Origin of the sequence: Microbispora sp. NPDC049633, assembly GCF_040675265.1 — a bacterium.
GTDB classification, from domain to species: domain Bacteria; phylum Actinomycetota; class Actinomycetes; order Streptosporangiales; family Streptosporangiaceae; genus Microbispora; species Microbispora maris.
This window is the reverse complement of the sequence record NZ_JBFAOO010000051.1, coordinates 1-16,246: the sequence shown is the minus strand read 5'-3', so window position 1 is coordinate 16,246 and position 16,246 is coordinate 1. Positions and strand designations below refer to the sequence as shown.

The window sequence follows — 16,246 nt, the reverse complement described above, 5'->3', positions numbered from 1 at the left end:
TCGGAGGCCGTCAGCCGGATCGCCCGGTGCGGCACACGGCCGCGGGCAGGCTCACGTTCGCCATGCCGTCACAGGGGAGTGCACATGCGCGTGCTGTTGTCCACGATCGGAACGCGGGGGGAAGTCCAGCCGATGGTGGCGCTGGCCGTGGAGCTGCGGGCCCTCGGGCATGAGGCCCGGCTGTGCGTGCCGCCCGACTTCCGCGAGTGGATCGAGCGCCTGGGATTCCCCGTCGTGCCCATCGGGCCCGAGCTGCGCGCGGTCGCGTCGGCCGCCCCACGGGTCCAGGCTCCGCCCACGCCCGAGCAACGCCGGCGGATGATCGAGGGCACGATCGCCGTCCAGTTCGCCACGATCCCCGCGGCGGCCGAGGGCTGCGACGTCATCGTGGGAGGCGGGGCCATGTCGATGGCCGCCCGCTCGGTGGCGGAGCAGCTGGGGATCGGCTACGTCTACGTGAGCTACTGCCCGGTCACGCTGCCGTCGTCGCACCATGCGCCCGTGCCCGTCTGGGGGCAGGGCCCGGCGGACGCGACGGCCGGCAACCGCGCGCTCTGGGCCGAGGACGCGCGGCGCTGGAACGGCACCGTCGGCGCCGCGCTCAACGCCCACCGGGCGTCGGCCGGCCTGGCTCCGGTCACGGACACCAGAAGACACATGTTCACCGACCGGCCCTGGCTGGCCGCCGACCCGGCGCTGGGGCCCTGGCCCGAGCCCGCGGACATCGACGTCGTGCAGACGGGCGCCTGGATCCTGCCGGAGCGGCGCCCGCTGCCACCGGAACTGGAGAAGTTCCTCGACGACGGCGAACCGCCGATCTACGTCGGCTTCGGGAGCATCCGGGCGCCCGAGGGCATCGCCGCGGCGGTGACGGACGCGGCCCGCGCACTCGGCCGCCGCGTGGTCGTGCTCCGCGGCTGGGCCGGCCTGTCCCCGGCGGACGACGGGCCCGGCTGCCTGGCGATCGACGAGGCCGACCAGCGGGCGCTGTTCCCCCGGGTCGCCGCCGTCGTCCACCACGGCGGCGCGGGCACCACGACCGCCGCCGCGCTGGCCGGGACGCCCCAGGTCGTCCTGCCGCAGCACTACGACCAGCACTACTGGGCGCGGCGGGTCGGCGAACTCGGGATCGGGACCGCGCACCCGCCCGCCGCGCCGACCGCCGAGTCGCTCACCACGGCGCTCAGCCAGGTCCTCGGTCCCGGCGTGGCGGCCCGCGCCGGAGCCGTCGCCCGCGAGGTGCGCACCGACGGCGCCGCGGCCGCCGCCCGGCGGCTGGTCGCCATGGGGGCCGAGGGGACGCTCAGGGGATGAGCAGCACCTTGCCGGTCGTCCGCCGGGCTTCCAGGTCGTCGTGGGCGCGCCGGGCCTCGGCCAGCGGGTAGCGCTGGGAGACGTGCACCTTCACCGCGCCGGAGGCGACCCAGCCGAGCAGGTCGTTCGCCCGGGACAGCAGCTCCTCGCGGGTGGCCGTGTAGTGCCCGAGGGTGGGCCGGGTCAGGAACAGCGACCCGGCCGCGTTGAGCCGCTGCGGGTCGAACGGCGGGACGGGCCCGCTGGCCGCGCCGTACAACGCCATCATGCCGCGCGGCCGCAACGACGCGAGCGATCCGTCGAACGTGGCGGCGCCGACCCCGTCGTAGACGACGTGCACCCCGGCGCCGTCGGTGAGCTCCTTCACGGCCTCGGGGAAGCCCTCGTAGCCGACGACCTCGTCGGCGCCCGCCTGCCGGGCGAGCTTCTCCTTCTCGGCGCTGGAGACCGTGCCGATCACGCGGGCGCCGCGGAGCTTGGCCATCTGCACGAGCAGCAGGCCCATGCCGCCGGCCGCGGCGTGCACGAGCACGTCGTCACCCGACCGGATCGCGTACGTGGAGTGGGTCAGGTAGTGCGCGGTCAGCCCCTGGAGCAGCACCGCCGCCGCCAGGTCCGGCGACAGCCCGTCGGGGAGCCGGATCGCCCTGTCCGCCGGGACCACGGCCCTGGTGGCGTATGAGCCCATGACGCTGGCCCAGGCGACCCGGTCGCCGGGCACGATGTCGGTCACACCGGGCCCGACGGCCGTGACCGTGCCGGCGCCCTCGTTGCCGGGCACCAGCGGCAGCGGCATCGGGTAGCGGCCCTCGCGGTGGTAGACGTCGATGAAGTTGACGCCCGTCGCCGCGACCTCGACCAGCACCTCACCGGGGCCGGGCTCGGGGTCGGGACGCTCGGCGTACTCCAGCACCGAGGAATCACCGTACGCGGGGACGACGATGGCATGCATGCGCGGCTCCTGTCTGGTCTCTCCTGAATGCCCTCAACCGGCCGGTCCCGGCGAATTGTTCCGGGCCCCGGTACGGCGGGCCTCAGAAGCCGGTGAGGGTGATCTTGCCGATCGCGGTGCCCGATTCGAGGATGCGGTGGGCCTCGCGCAGGTTGGCGGCGTTGACCGGGCCGAGGTCCAGGTTGGCGGTGGTCGTGACGACCCCGGCGTCGACGAGCCGCGCCACCCGGTCGAGGATGCGGTGCTGGTTCACCTGGTTCGGGGTCTTGAACAGCGAGTGGGTGAACATGAGCTCCCAGTGGAAGGCGATGCTCTTCGGCTTGAGCACGCCGATGTCGAGGGAGTCGTGGTCGTCGATGGCGACGATCCGGCCGAAGGGGGTGAGCGCCTCGGCGTAGGCCGCGAGGTTGCGGTCGGTGCCGGTCGTGCTGAAGACGAAGTCCACGCCGTCCGGCGCGACCTCGGCCAGCTGCTTGGCCAGCGGCGCGCGGTGGTCCACCAGGTGGTGGGCGCCCATCCGGCGGGCGAACTCCACGGTCTCCGGCCGGGAGGCCGTGCCGATCACGGTCAGCCCGGTCAGGGCGCGTGCGAGCTGCACGACGATGGAGCCGACGCCGCCCGCGGCCGCGGTCACCAGCAGCGTCCCGGTCTGGTCCGCGTCGTGGGGCAGGGCGTCGCCGCGCAGGCCCAGCCGCTCGAACAGGCCCTCCCAGGCCGTGAGGGAGGTCAGCGGCAGCGCGGCGGCCTCGGTGAAGGACAGCGTGGCGGGCTTGTGGCCGGCGATGCGCTCGTCGACGACGTGGAAGCGGGAGTTCGCGCCGGGCCGGTCGATCGCGCCGGCGTAGTAGACCTCGTCTCCGACCTCGAAGAGCTCCACCTCGCCGCCCACGGCGACCACGGTGCCGGCGGCGTCCCAGCCGAGCACCTTGGGCTCGCCGCCCGGATCGCTGTTGCGCCGGACCTTGTAGTCCACCGGGTTGACGGCGACGGCCTCCACCCGGACCAGCAGGTCGCGCGGGCCGGGCTCGGGCACCGGCAGCTCGACGTCCAGGAGGCTCTCCGGGTCGTCGACGGGAAGGCTGCGCCGGTAGGCGACGGCGCGCATGACGGCGGGTACGGCGGACAGGGTCGTGCTCGGGTGCTCACTCATGAGGTCCTCCCACATTGCAGGCGGCCGGTGCGGATCGCACGGCGGCGCGGTGACTGTGGGACGGTACCCGCCGGAGTCTGGTTACCCGCAAGGGATACGAGTACCCGATGGGAACCGTCCAGGCGGCAGGTCTAGCAGGGCAGTGTCCGTCGCGCAGTGCCTCGCCGGTGAACGTGAGCAGGCCGGCTACTCGGGCGGTGGCCGCGGGGTGCCGCCGGTCTGCCGGCGGACCTAGAACCACCCAGACCGCGCGCTCGCGAAGCCCCTGGGGGTGCTTGGTACTCCAGCCTCTGCGGGTACTCCCGCTCGTCGGCACCGGTCGGCATCGTCGGTCCGCGCCTGAGGCAGGTACAGGTCCACCATCAGCACCGCCCTATCCTGCCCGATGCGCTCCACCACAGCGACGCCACCTCAAAGATCACTAAGTGCTGCCGCCGTACTAGTTGAGAAGGCGGTTCAAGCTGCACCGGAAGAGATGGGCTCTCATGTCACAATGCGGCAGGCTGACGGCGAGCTTCGTGGTCAGCCTTCGCCGTCGGCCGGGCGCCGCTGAGCTGCCGGCCACGTGGCGGGCAGCTGCGGCACTTCGGGCAGCCCTACAGCTCCTGCCACCTTCCCTCGCCCCATAGAACGCCTCCCATCGGGATACCAGCGGCCTGATAGGTCGCGAATATCCTTGCGTCGCGGATGAAGTTGAAGTTGGTATAGATGTGGAATATGTTGACTTCGAGGTCGCAACTACCGCGTAGATCGCTGATGTCGTTGTAATACAGCGTGCCCCCAGTGACGGAGAATACGTTGAGCACGGGTCCGTACGCGTTTCCCTCGAATCTCTTCGCGATCCCCTTTGTCTCCAGCCTCACGTTCAGATGAAGCAGCAATCCCTCGACCTTGGCCAACGCCATAACGCTGTGCCTGAACGCCGATAGGTTGACGCGCTCAACGCCGCTGGGTGGCGACCATTGAGTATCGAATTTCGAGAGAATGGTTTCGAGCCATGCTTTGTCGTCGATGGCGCCGTAGAGGCCTTCGAGTTCCGGTCCGGTGGCGCGTGGATGGATCGATTGGAAATACGCCACGAACTTGTTGAACAGCGCGTCGTCGCGCGCCTCAGTGGATGCCACGGGTTTCCCTCCTGAGATCCTTACCGACGATATGCGCGCGATTCATGAGTATCATAAGGATCGTGCCTCTGCTAGAGGCGTAGGTTGACCCCGAGCTTTTCCGGCGGCCCAACGGCGCAGGCCGGTCGGTTCTGCCAATGAGATCCGCCGCCTGTTCGCCCTGTGGACCCGGCCACCCACCAACGAACGGCACGTCCGCCGCTGGTCCCTGTGGCGGAGACGTCACCAGACCCACGCTCGCCAATCCCACTACCAGCGACAACACATCAAAGATCAATGAGTGCGGCCGGAGTATTGGCCGGAGCCGGCGATCGGGCGCTGAACAGTGACCCGAAGAGACGGCCAGTGCCGCCGCCGCACATGCTCTCACTCAAGTGTGCCAAGTCGGGAGTTTGCGATGCGCATGGTGGTGCTCACTAACGTGAGCGAGCGGATCGACGAAGCCGCTCACAACCGATCCACGCCGAGCCCGGCATGAGCGGTGAACTAGTCGGAGCCGGGGAAGCGGCCTATGTTGCGCTCCACCCACGTCCGCAGGTGGGCGAGGGGGACGTTGGCGTCCCTGCCGAGCGAGGTGAGGCTGTATTCCACGCGCAGCGGCACCTCCGGATACACCTCGCGATGGACGAGGCCGTGGTCTTCCAGGCGGCGCAGCGTCTGGGTGAGCACCTTGGGACTGACGCCCTGGAGGCGGGCGCGCAGCGCGCCGAAGCGCCGGGGCCCGTCCTCCAGGGCGCCCAGGGCCAGCGCGCTCCACTTGTTGGCCAGCAGGTCGAGCATGTCGCGGCACGGGCAGGCGGCGGAGTAGACGTCCTTGGGGCCGTCGCACACGGTGTTCATGCCGTGAAGATATCCAAAAGGAACTTATGCCCCTGGGGGAACCGGTCCAGAGGCCAGCCGGCGAAGCAGCGGCAGGTCGACGCTTTCCAGCGTCGGCACGGTCGTCACGCCGCTCGCCGTGACCGGGAGGCCGACCGCGATGACGGCGCACCCGGCGGCCCGGGCCGAGGCGACGCCCGTCGGGCTGTCCTCGATCGCCACGCACGCGGCGGGGTCGACGCCGAGCCGCGCGGCGGCGGCCAGGTACGGATCGGGTGCCGGTTTGTTCCTGGCGCTGTCCCCGGCGGCCACCGACAGCCGGAAGCGGTGCCCGCCGACGGTCTCCAGCACCAGGTCCACGACCGGCCGGGGGGACGCGCTGACCAGCCCGGCCGGGACCCCGGCCGCGCGCAGGGCCTCCAGCAGCGCGACCGCGCCGGGGAGCGTGGTCACCCCGCTTCCGAGCCGGACGGTGAACGCCTCCGTCAGCATGGCCTCGACGGCCGGTGCCCCGGGACCCCCGGGACCCCCGGCGGTGTCCAGCGCGGCGGTGATGTGCAGGGCGGCGTCCTCGACCGACAGGCCGTACAACGCCTTCCGGTCGGCCTCCCCGAGAGGGGAGCCCAGGCCGCAGGCGACCTCCACGCAGGCGTCCCACCACAGGCCCTCGGTGTCCACCAGCGTGCCGTCCATGTCGAACAGGACCGCCGCCGGGCGCTCTCTAGACGACATCGGGTTCGGGGACCGCCGCCGCGGCTCCGGTCTCCGTACGGGCCGACACGAGCACGGGCCGCTCGACCAGCCCGACGCGTACGGCGGTGCCGGGCGCGAAGCGCGCGGAGTCGTGCCCGGGCACGTCGGCGAGCACCTCGGTGCCGTCGCCCAGGCGGACCCGCAGCCGGGCGGTGGAGCCGCGGAACGAGGAGACCATGACGATCCCGTCGCCCTCGCCGTCGGGGGTGACCAGCACGGCCTCGGGCCGCACGAGCACGTCCGCCCGCGCGGCGTCCGGGGACGGCCCCTCCACCGGCAGCGTCTGGCCGAGGACCGTGACCCGGTCGCCCGACACCAGGCCGGGCAGGTGGTTCATCGCCCCGACGAACTCGGCGACGAACGGGGTGGCCGGCCGGTCGTACAACGTGGCGGGGCCGGCGACCTGCTCCAGGCGGCCGTCGCGCAGCACGGCGACGCGGTCGGCCATCGACAGCGCCTCCTCCTGGTCGTGCGTCACGAAGATCGTCGTGATGCCGAGGGAGAGCTGCAGGCGGCGGATCTCCTCGCGCAGCGTGACCCGCACCTTGGCGTCGAGCGCCGACAGCGGCTCGTCCAGCAGCAGCACCCTGGGCTCCAGGGCGAGCGCGCGGGCCAGCGCCACGCGCTGCTGCTGACCGCCGGACAGCTGGTGGGGGTAGCGGTCGCCGACCGAGGGCAGGCCGACCAGCTCCAGCAGTTCCTGCGCGCGGGCGTGTCGCCTGGCGGCGGGCACCTTGCGCACCCGCATGCCGAAGCCCACGTTGTCCCGCGCGTTGAGGTTGGGGAAGAGGCTGTAGGACTGGAAGACCATGCCGGCGTCGCGCCGGTTGGCCGGCACGCGCGTGATGTCGGCGCCGTCCACCAGGACCTCGCCCTCGTCGGGCTGCTCGAAACCGGCCAGGCAGCGCAGCGCGGTGGTCTTGCCGCATCCCGACGGGCCGAGCAGCGCGATCAGCTCGCCGGGCTCCACCGTGAGGTCGAGCCCGTCCAGCGCGACCGTGCTGCCGAACCGCCGCCGCAGGCCGCGGAACTCGACCCGGGCGCCGTTCATGATCCACTCCTTTGCCTCGCGCCGGCGGACGACAGGGCGAGCAGCAGCAGCCAGGTGATCAGCAGGCTGAACACCGAGACGGCCACCGACACCTGCGCCTGTGAGCCGGAGATCCGGTAGATCCAGTTGGGGAAGGTCTCGAAGCTGAGCAACCGGGCGATGGTGAACTCCCCGAGCACCAGCGCCAGCGTGAGGAACGACGCGCTGGCCATCGCCGACCGCATGTTCGGGATGATCACCCGCAGCAGCACGTGGGGCCACGACGCCCCGAGGTTCCTGGCCGCCTCCGACAACGTGCGCACGTCGATCGCGCCCAGGCCCGCGTCGAGCGAGCGGTAGGCGAACGGCAGCGCGAGCACGACGTAGGCGAGCACGAGCACCACCGGGAAGCCGGGGTTCTGCAGCGCGATGATCGTCTGGTAGAAGGGCGTGCTCGCCAGGTAGTCCGGCCCCCACCGCAGCACCGTGCTGATCCCGGCCACGAACGTGATCGGGGGCACGACCAGCGGCAGCGTGCAGACCACCTCCAGCACCGGCCGCAGCCGCGGCGCGCCGAGCCGTACGGCCACCACGGCGGGCAGCGTCAGCAGCAGCACCAGCACGATCGTGGCGAGCCCGAGCCCGAGCGACAGCAGGAGGCTGCCGCCGAAGCCCTCGGCCGAGAAGATCTGGCCGTACGCGTCGAGCGAGAAGCCCCGGTCGGGAGCCTTCACCGTGAAGACGAACGACGCGATCAGCGGGACGAGGAAGTAGACGGCGGCGAGCACGAGGACCACGCCGCGCCACACCCGGGGACGGCGCGGCCGGCCGCCGCGCGCGGGCGCCGTTCCGGGGGCGACCTGTGCGGTCACCTGTGTGGAAACCTGGGGGGTCAGCGAAGCCATCGGGCGCTCCTTCGCTGCAGCGGGAGGTAGACGGCCATGACCAGCCCGGCGACCACGATCATGTCGAGGCTGAGGGCCAGCGCGACGTTCTCGTGCCCGATCAGGACGTTGCCGGTGAGCGCGTCTGCGATCTTCAGCGTGACCAGCGGGACGGTGGACCCGACCATGGCCTGCGCCGTGGCGTAGGCCGAGAACGCGCCGCCGAACAGCAGCACGACCCCGCCGAGCAGCGCCGGGGTCAGCACCGGGATCCCGACGTACCGCCAGAACTGCCAGGTGCTCGCGCCGTTGTTCTGCGCGGCCTCACGCCACTGCGGGCGCAGCCCGTCCAGCGCGGGCACGACCGTGAGCACCTGGAGGGGGATGGAGAAGTACAGGTAGACCAGGGTGAGACCCCAGAAGTTGTACAGGCTCCACCCGTGCTGGCCGAGGCCGAGCGTGGTGGTGACGACGCCCGAGTTGCCGAGCGTGGCGATCCAGGCGAAGGCCAGCGGCACGCCGCCGAAGTTGGCCAGCACACCGGAGGCGGTCAGCACCGCCTCGCGCAGCGCCCGGAACCTGGAGGTCACCACGGCCTGGGCGAGGAAGGTGCCGAGCACCCCGCCCAGCACCGCCACGAGCGCCGAGATCTTGACGCTCCCGAGCAGTGCGGTCAGGTACGCGCCCTGGAGCGACTCGGTGAGGTTGGCGGTGCTGAGCGAGCCCTCCTTGGTGAACGTGCCACCGAGGAGGACCAGCATCGGCACGCCGAAGACGATGACGGCGAAGACCAGCAGCGGCGCGGCCGCCCACCGGCTCTTCGATCGCGTACGGCTGTCGCGCACGGTCTCAGCCCGAGACCGCCGCGCCCCACCCGCTCGCCAGGACCTCCTTGGCCTTGTTGACCTGGTCCGGAGTGGGGAAGGAGGGGGTGCCCTCGACCTTGGGGAGCTGGTCGACCATGGCGGCGTCCGCGCTGCCGTCCTCCTGCATGGACGGCAGCAGCACCGGGCGGGCGTAGCCCTTCAGCCACAGGTTCTGGCCCTCGGCGCTGTAGAGGAACTCCTGCCACAGGCGGGCGGCGGCGGGGTGCGGCGCCCACTTGTTGATCGCCTGGGCGTAGAAGTTGGCGTACTGCCCGTCGGAGGGGATCGCGATCTTCCAGTCCACGCCCTTGGACGCGAACTCCTTGGCGTAGCTGGCCTGCAGGTAGTCCCAGTCGAGGGTGATCGGCGTCTCGCCCTTCTCGACCGTGGCGGGGGTGGCCTCCACGGGGTTGAAGTTGCCGTTCTCCTTGAGCTTCTTGAAGAAGTCGATGCCGGGCTGGATGTCGTCGAACGAGCCCTGGTTGGCGAGCGAGGCGGCGTACACGCCGGCGAAGGCGGCGCCGGCCTTGGTCGGGTCGCCGTTCAGCGCGACCATGCCCTTGTACTCGGGCTTGAGCAGGTCGGCGAACGTCTGCGGGCAGGTCTTGACCCGCTTGGCGTCGCAGCCGATGGAGATGTAGCCGCCGTAGTCGTAGTACCAGGCGCCGCCGCTCTCCTTCTGCCCGTCGGGGATCTTGTCCCAGCTCTGCACCTTGTACGGCGCGAACAGGCCCTCCTGGGCGCCGCTGAGCGCGAAGGCGCTGCCGAGGTCGAGCACGTCGGGGGCGCGGTCCTGGCCCTTGAGGGTCTTGACCGCGTTGATCTCGTCCTGGCTGGAGCCGTCGGGGTTGTCATTGGTGATCTTGATGCCGTACTTGGCCTCGAACGCCTTGATGACCTCGCCGTAGTTGGCCCAGTCCGGCGGCAGCGCGATGGTGTTGAGCCGGCCCTCCTTCTTGGCGGCCTCCACCAGCTTGTCCATGCCGCCGAAGTCCTGGGCGGAGGTCGCGGAGGCGGCCTTGGAGTCGCCCGATCCCGAGCCGCCCCCGGCGGTCGTCGGGGCGGCGCCGCAGGCCGCGATCACTGAGGTGGTTATCGTGAGCGCGGCCACGAGGCCGGCGGTACGTGTGGACAAAGGTCCCTCCCACTATGGTGCGTGGATCGAACTTAGGCGAACTTGTACAAACAAGCCAGAGCCAGTAAGTCGCATATCGATGTCAGTCGCGTGAACGGAAGGGCTCAGCACGATGGCGCGCTACGAACAGATCGCGAGTGACCTGCGGGACGCCATCGTCAGGGGGGACTATCCGATAGGCGCTCAGCTTCCCTCCGAGGCTGAGCTGGCCTTACGGTACGCCGCCGCGCGCGGGACCGTCCGCCAGGCCGTCGCCCTGCTCGCCGCCGAGGGGCTGGTCGGGTCCCGGCAGGGCGCCCGGCGCATCGTGCTCGGCAGCGAGCGCAGCCAGAGCTTCGCCGAGTTGCACAGCTTCGCGCAGTGGGCCCGCTCGATGGGCTACCGCGCCAGCGGGACCGTGCTGTCCTCCGGGCGCCGTCCGTGCTCGCCCTCCGAGGCCGTACGGCTGTCGCTCGAGCCGGGGGAGGAGGTGCTCGCCGTGCTGCGGCTGCGGCGGCTCGACGGCGAGCCGGTGCTGGTCGAGCGCACCGTCTACGCCGGCTGGATCGCCCCCGCCGTCGAGCGGCTCGACCCCGACTGCGAGTCGGTGACCCAGGAGCTCTACGAGTCGGTCGGCCTGGTCTTCGCGTACGGCGAGCACCTGATCGACGCGGTGGCGGCCGGCAGCGAGGACGCCCGGCTGCTCGGCGTGCGGCGGGGCAGTCCTCTGCTGCGCCAGCGCCGCGTCACCACCACCCAGGAGGGCCGGCCCGTCGAGTCCTCCGACGACCGTTACCGCGCCGGGAGCGTGACCTTCAGCATCCGCAACTCCACCGCCGCCAACCCCCTCGTCCGCCGCGCCGGCGACTGACCTGCCGGGCCGCCTCAGGGCACCAGGTAGGCGCTGTCGCGGGCGTCGGTGATCGCCATGTGGCCGGGCGCGTGGCCGATGGCGAACGGCGGGCGCGACCGCATCACCGCGGCCTGCGGCGTCACCCCGCAGGCCCAGAAGACCGGCAGCTCCCCGTCGCGCACCTCGACCGGGTCGCCGAAGTCGGGCGTGGCGAGGTCGGCGATGCCGAGCGCGGCGGGGTCGCCGACGTGCACCGGCGCGCCGTGCACGGCCGGGTAGCGCGAGGTGACCCGGACCGCGGCGGGCACCAGCGCGGCGGGGATCGGGCGCATCGACACCACCAGCGGCCCGGAGAGCTCGCCCGCCGGGACGCACGGCCGGTCGGTCAGGTACATCGGCACGTTGGTCCCCGCCTCGATGTGACGGACCGGGACGCCGGCCTCCAGCAACGCGGCCTCGAACGTGAAACTGCAGCCGATGAGGAATCCCACCAGGTCGTCCCGCCAGTAGGACGTCACATCCGAAACCTCGGCGACCTGCACGCCGTCCCGGTAGACGCGGTAGGCGGGCAGGTCGGTGCGCAGGTCGCCGTCGAAGATCGACGCGAACGGCTCGCCCGGCTCGGTGACGGCGAGCACCGGGCAGGGGCGCGGGTTGCGCTGCGCGAACACCAGGAAGTCGTACGCCCGGTCCCTCGGCAGCGCGATCAGGTTGGCCTGCGCCCATCCCGCCGCCCAGCCGGAGGTGGGGGTGACCAGTCCTCCCCGGAACAGCTCCCGCGCCTCGCGGGGGGTCAGACGTGCGGGGTCGAGTTCCATCAGGGCCTCCCCGGGCCGGTGGGCCGTTCGTCGCCGGCCACCCGGAAGCCGCCGGCCACCCGGAAGCCGCCGGCCACCCGGAAACGGATGCGCTGCCCAGGGCGGGCCTGCGCCGCCCGGTCCACGTCGGCGTCGCGCAGCACGGCGATGACGGGGTATCCGCCGGTCACGGGGTGATCGGCGAGGAAGAGCGTCGGCTGGCCGGACGGCGGCACCTGCAGTGCGCCGGGGACCATGCCCTCGCTCGGCAGCTCTCCTTCGCGCGCCCGTTCCAGGCGGGGCCCGCGCAAGCGCATGCCGACGCGGTCGCTGTGCGCGGTGACCTCGTACGGCTCGGCGCACAGGGCCGCCAGCGCCTCCGGCGTGAACCAGTCGTGGCGCGGCCCTGGTAGCACGCTCAGCGTGAGGACGCCGGACTCGGGCGCGGGCACCGGCGCGAGATCGGCCACGGGGAAGTCCTCCGGCGCGGGCCCGACCGGCAGCACCGATCCGGGCGAGGGACGCTCCGGGCCGAGCCCCGAAAGCAGGTCGGTGGCCCGCGACCCCAGCACCTTCGGCACGTCGATCCCGCCGCGGACCGCGAGATAGGTCCGCAGCCCGCGCGGCGGCACGCCGAGCCGGAGCGTGGCCCCGTCCGGCAGGCGCTCGACCGACGCGTGCCCGATGCCGCGCGAGCGCCCTCCCGCGTCGGTGACGGTGGCGGGGCAGGGCGCGCCGGTGAGCGCCACGAGCAGGTCGCCGGTGGCGCGCACCTCCAGCCCGCCCAGCGTGACCTCCAGGCAGGCCGCGTCCTCGGGATTGGCCAGCAGGCGGTTGGCCAGCCGCAGCGCGCCGCGGTCGGCGGCGCCGGAACGGCCGACGCCGAGATGGCTGTGCCGGCGCCGCCCGAGGTCCTGCACGGTGGTGAGCGGACCGGGAGCCAGCACCATCAGCGCACGCCGGGACTCGTTCACGACTCCTCCGTGAACCGCACCCGGACCCCCGGGCGCAGCAGGGCGGGCGGATCGGCCGCGATGTCCCACACCACGGTCTCGGTGCGCCCGATCAGCTGCCACCCGCCCGGCGACTCGCGGGGGTAGACCCCGCTGAACTCCCCGGCGAGCCCCACGGCGCCGGTGGGCACGCGTACGCGCGACTCCGGCCGCCGTGGCACGGCCAGCCGGGGATCGCCGCCGATCAGGTAACCGAAGCCGGGGGCGAACCCGCAGAAGGCGACGGTCCAGGGGGTGCCGGTGTGCGCCGCCACGACCTCGCGTTCGGTGAGCCCGGTCAGCGCGGCCACGTCGCCGAGGTCGTCGCCGTCGTACACCACCGGGATCACCACCTCCTCGGCCGTCGTACGGCGGCCTCCGGCGGGCCGTACGGCCAGGACGGCGGACTCCACCGCGGAGTGGCGCGCGGGCGGCTCGAACCGGACGAGCACCGTCCGCGCGGCGGGGACGATGTCCACGACTCCGGGAGGGGTGTCGGCCGCGAGGGCGTCGTAGAGGGCGACGACCTCCTCGAGCCGGTCGAGCTCGACCAGGACCGCGTGCTCGCCGCAGCGGTGCAGCCGTGCGTTCACGGGCTCTCCCCGGCGAACGGCGCCAGGCCGATGCCGTTCGCCCTGAGCGCGTCGCGGACCTCCACGGCCATGGCGACGGCGCCGGGGCTGTCGCCGTGCACGCAGATCGAGTCGGCCGTGACGGTGAGCGGTGTCCCGTCGATCGCCTCGATCGGCTCTCCCCTGGCCATGCGCACGCTGCGCTCGGCGACCCGGGCGGGGTCGTGCAGGACGGCGCCCGGCGTGCCGCGCGGCACCAGCGTGCCCTCCGGGGTGTAGGCGCGGTCGGCGAAGCATTCGGCGACCGTGGTGAGGCCGGCCCGGCCGGCCTGGTGCAGCCATGCCGAGCCGGGGAGGCCGAGCACGGGCAGGCCGGGGTCGTAGGCCCGCACGGCCGCGACCACCGCGGCGGCCTGCGCCTCGTGGTGCACGATCGCGTTGTAGAGCGCGCCGTGCGGCTTGACGTACCTGACCCGGGCGCCCGCCACCCGCGCGAAGGCGTCCAGCGCCCCGATCTGGTAGATGACATCGTCGGCGAGTTCGGCGGGCGGCACGTCGATGAAGCGCCGTCCGAAGCCCGCCAGGTCGCGGTAGCCGACCTGGGCGCCGATCACCACGCCGCGCGCGGCCGCGGTCTCGCAGGTGCGCCGCATGATCACCGGATCGCCCGCGTGGAAGCCGCAGGCGACGTTGGCGCTCGTGACGATCGACAGCAGCGCCTCGTCGTCGCCGAGCTTCCACTGGCCGAAGCCCTCGCCCAGGTCCGAGTTGAGGTCGATGCGCGTGGTTCGGTAGGGCACGTCAGCTCCAGAGTGCGCTGATTCCGCTGGGATAGTTCCAGCCGAGGTAGATGGTAAGCGCCCGGACGCGGGCCGCCTCCCGGCCGCCTGCCCGGAACACACCGGTTGAGCCCGCCGGCCTGACCCTGCTGATCCGAGCTGGCCGATCCGAGCTGGCCGATCTGGGCTCGCCGACCTGGGCCTGTCGTTCCGGCAGAACCGGATGACCGGCCGCCGCGTCCTACGGATATGCGGACGCGGATTCTCGCAGTGACGGCGGCGCTGGCCGTGGCGATCCTGCCGGCGGCATGCGCGTCGCCCACGCCCCGCGATCTCGAGACCTGGAACGAGTCCGACGCCGTGAGCGGCGAGCCCGCCGTGCGGGAGCGCCCGTCGCCCTCCTGCCTGACCGGGTCGCCGACGCCGGAGCCGGGCGGGGAGGACGGGCGGGCCGGAGCGTGGCGCGCGGCGTACTACGACTACCGCGACCGGCTCAGGGGCCTGGCCGTGACCCGCGAGGGGACCGTGTGGGCGGCAGGCACCCGGGTGCCCCGCGCCTGCGGGCCCGAGACGGGGACGCCGCTGCTGCTGCGCGGGGACGGCGGGCGGTGGCAGGAGGTCGCGGCCCCGCCGATGGTGCCAGAGCCGAGAGCCATGGCCGCGTCGTCCGACCGCGACGTGTGGCTGTTCGGCGGGGAGAACGCCGCGCGCTGGAACGGGCGGAAATGGACCGCGGCGCCCGGCCCGGGCGCCGACCTGAAGCGGGTGCACGCGGCGGGCCCCGGCGACGTCTGGGCGATCGTGAACGCGAACTTCCTGGACGGGGCCGGGGGAGCCGAGGGCGCCTGGGGCTCCTGGTCGGATCTGCGGCACTGGGACGGCGCCGCCTGGCGCAAGGCGCGGCCGCCGCTGGTCGCCAAGGACGTCGGCGGCCTGCCCGGCGGCGAGGTCTGGGCCGCCGGTTCCAGTCGTGGCCGGGCCGCCGTCGCCCGGTGGAACGGCTGGTCCTGGAGCATGGTCCCGCTGCCCGCGGTCCCGGTGCTGCACCGGAACCAGCTCTCCGAGCTCGTCGACCTCGCCGTGGACGAGTCGGGCCGGGTGGCGGCCGTCGGCTGGATCGCGTGGGTCTGCGGCGTCCAGGAGGAAGACGTGACCTACTGCGGCCGCACGCTGCTGCTGCGGCGGGAGAACGGACGGTGGAGTCACAGCCTGCCGTCCGAGCCCGGGCTCGACCCGCACGTGCGGCTGGAGGCCGACGGCCGGGGCGGGTTCTGGCTGTTCTACTCCAAGACCGAGTGGAACACGGCGGTCGGTCACCTGTCGGGCGGCAAGTGGACGTACGGGACGTTTCCGGCCGGGCCGCTCGGGCACACCCGGGTGGCGGCCGTCGTGAGGCAGCCGGGGACGGCCCGCGTCTGGGCGGTGGCGGCCGACGACACCGAGCGCGAGGAGCCGCCCTACCAGGGCAGTGGCGTCTGGCTCGCCGACTGAACACGCGCCCGCCGACTTGCGTTCACCCTCCTGGGAACGTATGTTCGAAGTAGCGGCGATTCTGCCCGAATCATCCGCCCGTCTTCCCCCGGGTGGCCAGAAAGCCACAGGGAGAAGGAGTCTTGAGCAGACTTTACGGCGATCCGATCGAGGTGTGGGTCCGGGACGGGCACCCTGCTCAGTTCGTCTGGCGTGACCGGCTCTACACCGTCCGCGAGATCCAGGACCACTGGGTGGTCGCCAGGGAATGGTGGAAGACCTCGGACGCCGATCCCGGCGAGCGGCGCTTCTGGCGACTGGGGGCCGCGGCCGGCAAGGAGGTCGGGACCTATGAACTGCGCTTCGACACCGCCAGCGGCGGATGGCTCCTGCTGAGGGCCTGGGACTGATGGGAACGCTCCAGCAACCCACGACGACCGGGGGACGGGCCGCTGGAGGACGGACCGGGGGACGGACGGGGGCGCGCCGGTGACGCACGCCTTCGCCCACCTGCACGTGGCGTCCGCCTTCTCGCTGCGGTACGGCACCGCGTTCCCCGCCGCCCTCGTCCGGCGGGCCGCCGAGCACGGCATGGACACGCTGGCGCTGACCGACCGCGACGGCCTCTACGGCGCGATCAAGCACGTCATCGCGTGCCACGAGCGGGGTGTCCGCCCGGTCGCCGGCGTGGATCTGGCCCTCGGTCCGGGGGGCAAGACGGACCACATGATGGGCGGGGTTCTTACGCCGTGCCGAACGGAATGACACCCCTAATCA

Annotated in this window: 17 protein-coding genes and 1 pseudogene; 5 read left to right on the top strand and 13 right to left on the bottom strand. The window is 72.6% G+C overall.

Annotated elements, in window-relative coordinates:
* The first annotated feature begins 84 nt into the window (after window positions 1-84).
* Window positions 85-1,314, top strand: a complete 1,230-nt coding sequence (locus AB0J39_RS16015) for a glycosyltransferase (RefSeq protein WP_363464845.1) — start codon at window positions 85-87, stop codon at window positions 1,312-1,314.
* On the opposite strand, the gene AB0J39_RS16010 is transcribed toward AB0J39_RS16015, so the two are convergent.
* The 9 genes from AB0J39_RS16010 to AB0J39_RS15970 all read right to left on the bottom strand — a co-directional run bounded on the left by AB0J39_RS16010 (window position 1,304) and on the right by AB0J39_RS15970 (window position 10,027).
* Window positions 1,304-2,266 carry a quinone oxidoreductase gene (locus AB0J39_RS16010; RefSeq protein ID WP_363464842.1) on the bottom strand — a complete coding sequence of 321 codons (963 nt, stop codon included), beginning with the start codon at window positions 2,264-2,266 and terminating at the stop codon, window positions 1,304-1,306. The two genes, AB0J39_RS16015 and AB0J39_RS16010, sit on opposite strands and share 11 nt — an antisense overlap.
* A gap of 82 nt (window positions 2,267-2,348) precedes the next feature.
* Window positions 2,349-3,416, bottom strand: coding sequence for a zinc-binding alcohol dehydrogenase family protein (locus AB0J39_RS16005; protein ID WP_363464840.1), 1,068 nt, complete (start codon window positions 3,414-3,416; stop codon window positions 2,349-2,351).
* Between the two features lie 596 nt (window positions 3,417-4,012).
* On the bottom strand, window positions 4,013-4,540 hold the full coding sequence (locus AB0J39_RS16000; RefSeq protein ID WP_363464839.1) for a hypothetical protein: 528 nt from the start codon (window positions 4,538-4,540) through the stop codon (window positions 4,013-4,015).
* 486 nt (window positions 4,541-5,026) lie between these two features.
* Window positions 5,027-5,380, bottom strand: a complete 354-nt coding sequence (locus tag AB0J39_RS15995) for a helix-turn-helix domain-containing protein (protein ID WP_363464837.1) — start codon at window positions 5,378-5,380, stop codon at window positions 5,027-5,029.
* Between the two features lie 24 nt (window positions 5,381-5,404).
* Complete coding sequence (locus AB0J39_RS15990; protein WP_363464834.1) at window positions 5,405-6,091, bottom strand: HAD family phosphatase; 687 nt, start codon at window positions 6,089-6,091, stop codon at window positions 5,405-5,407.
* Window positions 6,081-7,163 (bottom strand): ABC transporter ATP-binding protein, encoded by a 1,083-nt coding sequence (locus AB0J39_RS15985; RefSeq protein ID WP_363464832.1) that lies wholly within the window; start codon window positions 7,161-7,163, stop codon window positions 6,081-6,083. Before AB0J39_RS15985 ends, AB0J39_RS15990 begins: the two co-directional genes overlap by 11 nt.
* Window positions 7,160-8,047, bottom strand: coding sequence for an ABC transporter permease subunit (locus AB0J39_RS15980; RefSeq protein WP_363464830.1), 888 nt, complete (start codon window positions 8,045-8,047; stop codon window positions 7,160-7,162). The genes AB0J39_RS15985 and AB0J39_RS15980 overlap by 4 nt, the downstream gene beginning before the upstream one ends.
* Complete coding sequence (locus tag AB0J39_RS15975) at window positions 8,035-8,871, bottom strand: ABC transporter permease (protein ID WP_363464828.1); 837 nt, start codon at window positions 8,869-8,871, stop codon at window positions 8,035-8,037. The genes AB0J39_RS15980 and AB0J39_RS15975 overlap by 13 nt, the downstream gene beginning before the upstream one ends.
* A 4-nt stretch (window positions 8,872-8,875) precedes the next feature.
* The gene (locus AB0J39_RS15970; protein WP_363464825.1) at window positions 8,876-10,027 is read right to left on the bottom strand and encodes an ABC transporter substrate-binding protein; all 1,152 of its coding nucleotides are present in this window, start codon (window positions 10,025-10,027) and stop codon (window positions 8,876-8,878) included.
* Between the two features lie 112 nt (window positions 10,028-10,139).
* Between AB0J39_RS15970 and AB0J39_RS15965 the strand changes: the two genes are divergently transcribed.
* The gene (locus AB0J39_RS15965) at window positions 10,140-10,877 is read left to right on the top strand and encodes a GntR family transcriptional regulator (RefSeq protein ID WP_182908688.1); all 738 of its coding nucleotides are present in this window, start codon (window positions 10,140-10,142) and stop codon (window positions 10,875-10,877) included.
* Window positions 10,878-10,891: 14 nt separating this feature from the next.
* Here AB0J39_RS15965 and AB0J39_RS15960 read toward each other — a convergent pair whose 3' ends face one another.
* Genes AB0J39_RS15960 through AB0J39_RS15945 form a run of 4 tightly spaced genes read right to left on the bottom strand, consistent with a single transcriptional unit; the run spans window position 10,892 to window position 14,020 of the window.
* On the bottom strand, window positions 10,892-11,677 hold the full coding sequence (locus AB0J39_RS15960) for a putative hydro-lyase (RefSeq protein WP_363464822.1): 786 nt from the start codon (window positions 11,675-11,677) through the stop codon (window positions 10,892-10,894).
* Complete coding sequence (locus tag AB0J39_RS15955; protein ID WP_363464918.1) at window positions 11,677-12,606, bottom strand: biotin-dependent carboxyltransferase family protein; 930 nt, start codon at window positions 12,604-12,606, stop codon at window positions 11,677-11,679. The genes AB0J39_RS15960 and AB0J39_RS15955 overlap by 1 nt, the downstream gene beginning before the upstream one ends.
* 20 nt (window positions 12,607-12,626) lie before the next feature.
* A complete protein-coding gene (locus AB0J39_RS15950; RefSeq protein ID WP_363464819.1) occupies window positions 12,627-13,241 on the bottom strand; it encodes an allophanate hydrolase subunit 1 in 615 nt (204 codons plus the stop codon).
* Window positions 13,238-14,020 carry a 5-oxoprolinase subunit PxpA gene (locus AB0J39_RS15945; RefSeq protein WP_363464818.1) on the bottom strand — a complete coding sequence of 261 codons (783 nt, stop codon included), beginning with the start codon at window positions 14,018-14,020 and terminating at the stop codon, window positions 13,238-13,240. Before AB0J39_RS15945 ends, AB0J39_RS15950 begins: the two co-directional genes overlap by 4 nt.
* A 228-nt stretch (window positions 14,021-14,248) precedes the next feature.
* Between AB0J39_RS15945 and AB0J39_RS15940 the strand changes: the two genes are divergently transcribed.
* The 3 genes and pseudogenes from AB0J39_RS15940 to AB0J39_RS15930 all read left to right on the top strand — a co-directional run.
* Window positions 14,249-15,490: a hypothetical protein gene (locus AB0J39_RS15940; protein WP_363464815.1), complete on the top strand. Its 1,242-nt coding sequence runs from the start codon at window positions 14,249-14,251 to the stop codon at window positions 15,488-15,490.
* 122 nt (window positions 15,491-15,612) lie between these two features.
* Window positions 15,613-15,879 carry a DUF6504 family protein gene (locus tag AB0J39_RS15935; RefSeq protein WP_079314666.1) on the top strand — a complete coding sequence of 89 codons (267 nt, stop codon included), beginning with the start codon at window positions 15,613-15,615 and terminating at the stop codon, window positions 15,877-15,879.
* 79 nt (window positions 15,880-15,958) lie between these two features.
* Window positions 15,959-16,177, top strand: a pseudogene (locus tag AB0J39_RS15930) (PHP domain-containing protein); the annotation flags it as partial.
* Between the last annotated feature and the right edge of the window lie 69 nt (window positions 16,178-16,246).

Bases quoted from the DNA above. Each gene is read 5' to 3' on its own strand.
- AB0J39_RS16015 (WP_363464845.1), top strand. From the start codon at position 85: ATGCGCGTGCTGTTGTCCACGATCGGAACGCGGGGGGAAGTCCAGCCG.
- AB0J39_RS15985 (WP_363464832.1), bottom strand. From the start codon at position 7,163: ATGAACGGCGCCCGGGTCGAGTTCCGCGGCCTGCGGCGGCGGTTCGGC.
- AB0J39_RS16005 (WP_363464840.1), bottom strand. From the start codon at position 3,416: ATGAGTGAGCACCCGAGCACGACCCTGTCCGCCGTACCCGCCGTCATG.
- AB0J39_RS15960 (WP_363464822.1), bottom strand. From the start codon at position 11,677: ATGGAACTCGACCCCGCACGTCTGACCCCCCGCGAGGCGCGGGAGCTG.
- AB0J39_RS15980 (WP_363464830.1), bottom strand. From the start codon at position 8,047: ATGGCTTCGCTGACCCCCCAGGTTTCCACACAGGTGACCGCACAGGTC.
- AB0J39_RS16010 (WP_363464842.1), bottom strand. From the start codon at position 2,266: ATGCATGCCATCGTCGTCCCCGCGTACGGTGATTCCTCGGTGCTGGAG.
- AB0J39_RS15955 (WP_363464918.1), bottom strand. From the start codon at position 12,606: ATGGTGCTGGCTCCCGGTCCGCTCACCACCGTGCAGGACCTCGGGCGG.
- AB0J39_RS15965 (WP_182908688.1), top strand. From the start codon at position 10,140: ATGGCGCGCTACGAACAGATCGCGAGTGACCTGCGGGACGCCATCGTC.
- AB0J39_RS15990 (WP_363464834.1), bottom strand. From the start codon at position 6,091: ATGTCGTCTAGAGAGCGCCCGGCGGCGGTCCTGTTCGACATGGACGGC.
- AB0J39_RS15940 (WP_363464815.1), top strand. From the start codon at position 14,249: ATGCGGACGCGGATTCTCGCAGTGACGGCGGCGCTGGCCGTGGCGATC.
- AB0J39_RS15995 (WP_363464837.1), bottom strand. From the start codon at position 5,380: ATGAACACCGTGTGCGACGGCCCCAAGGACGTCTACTCCGCCGCCTGC.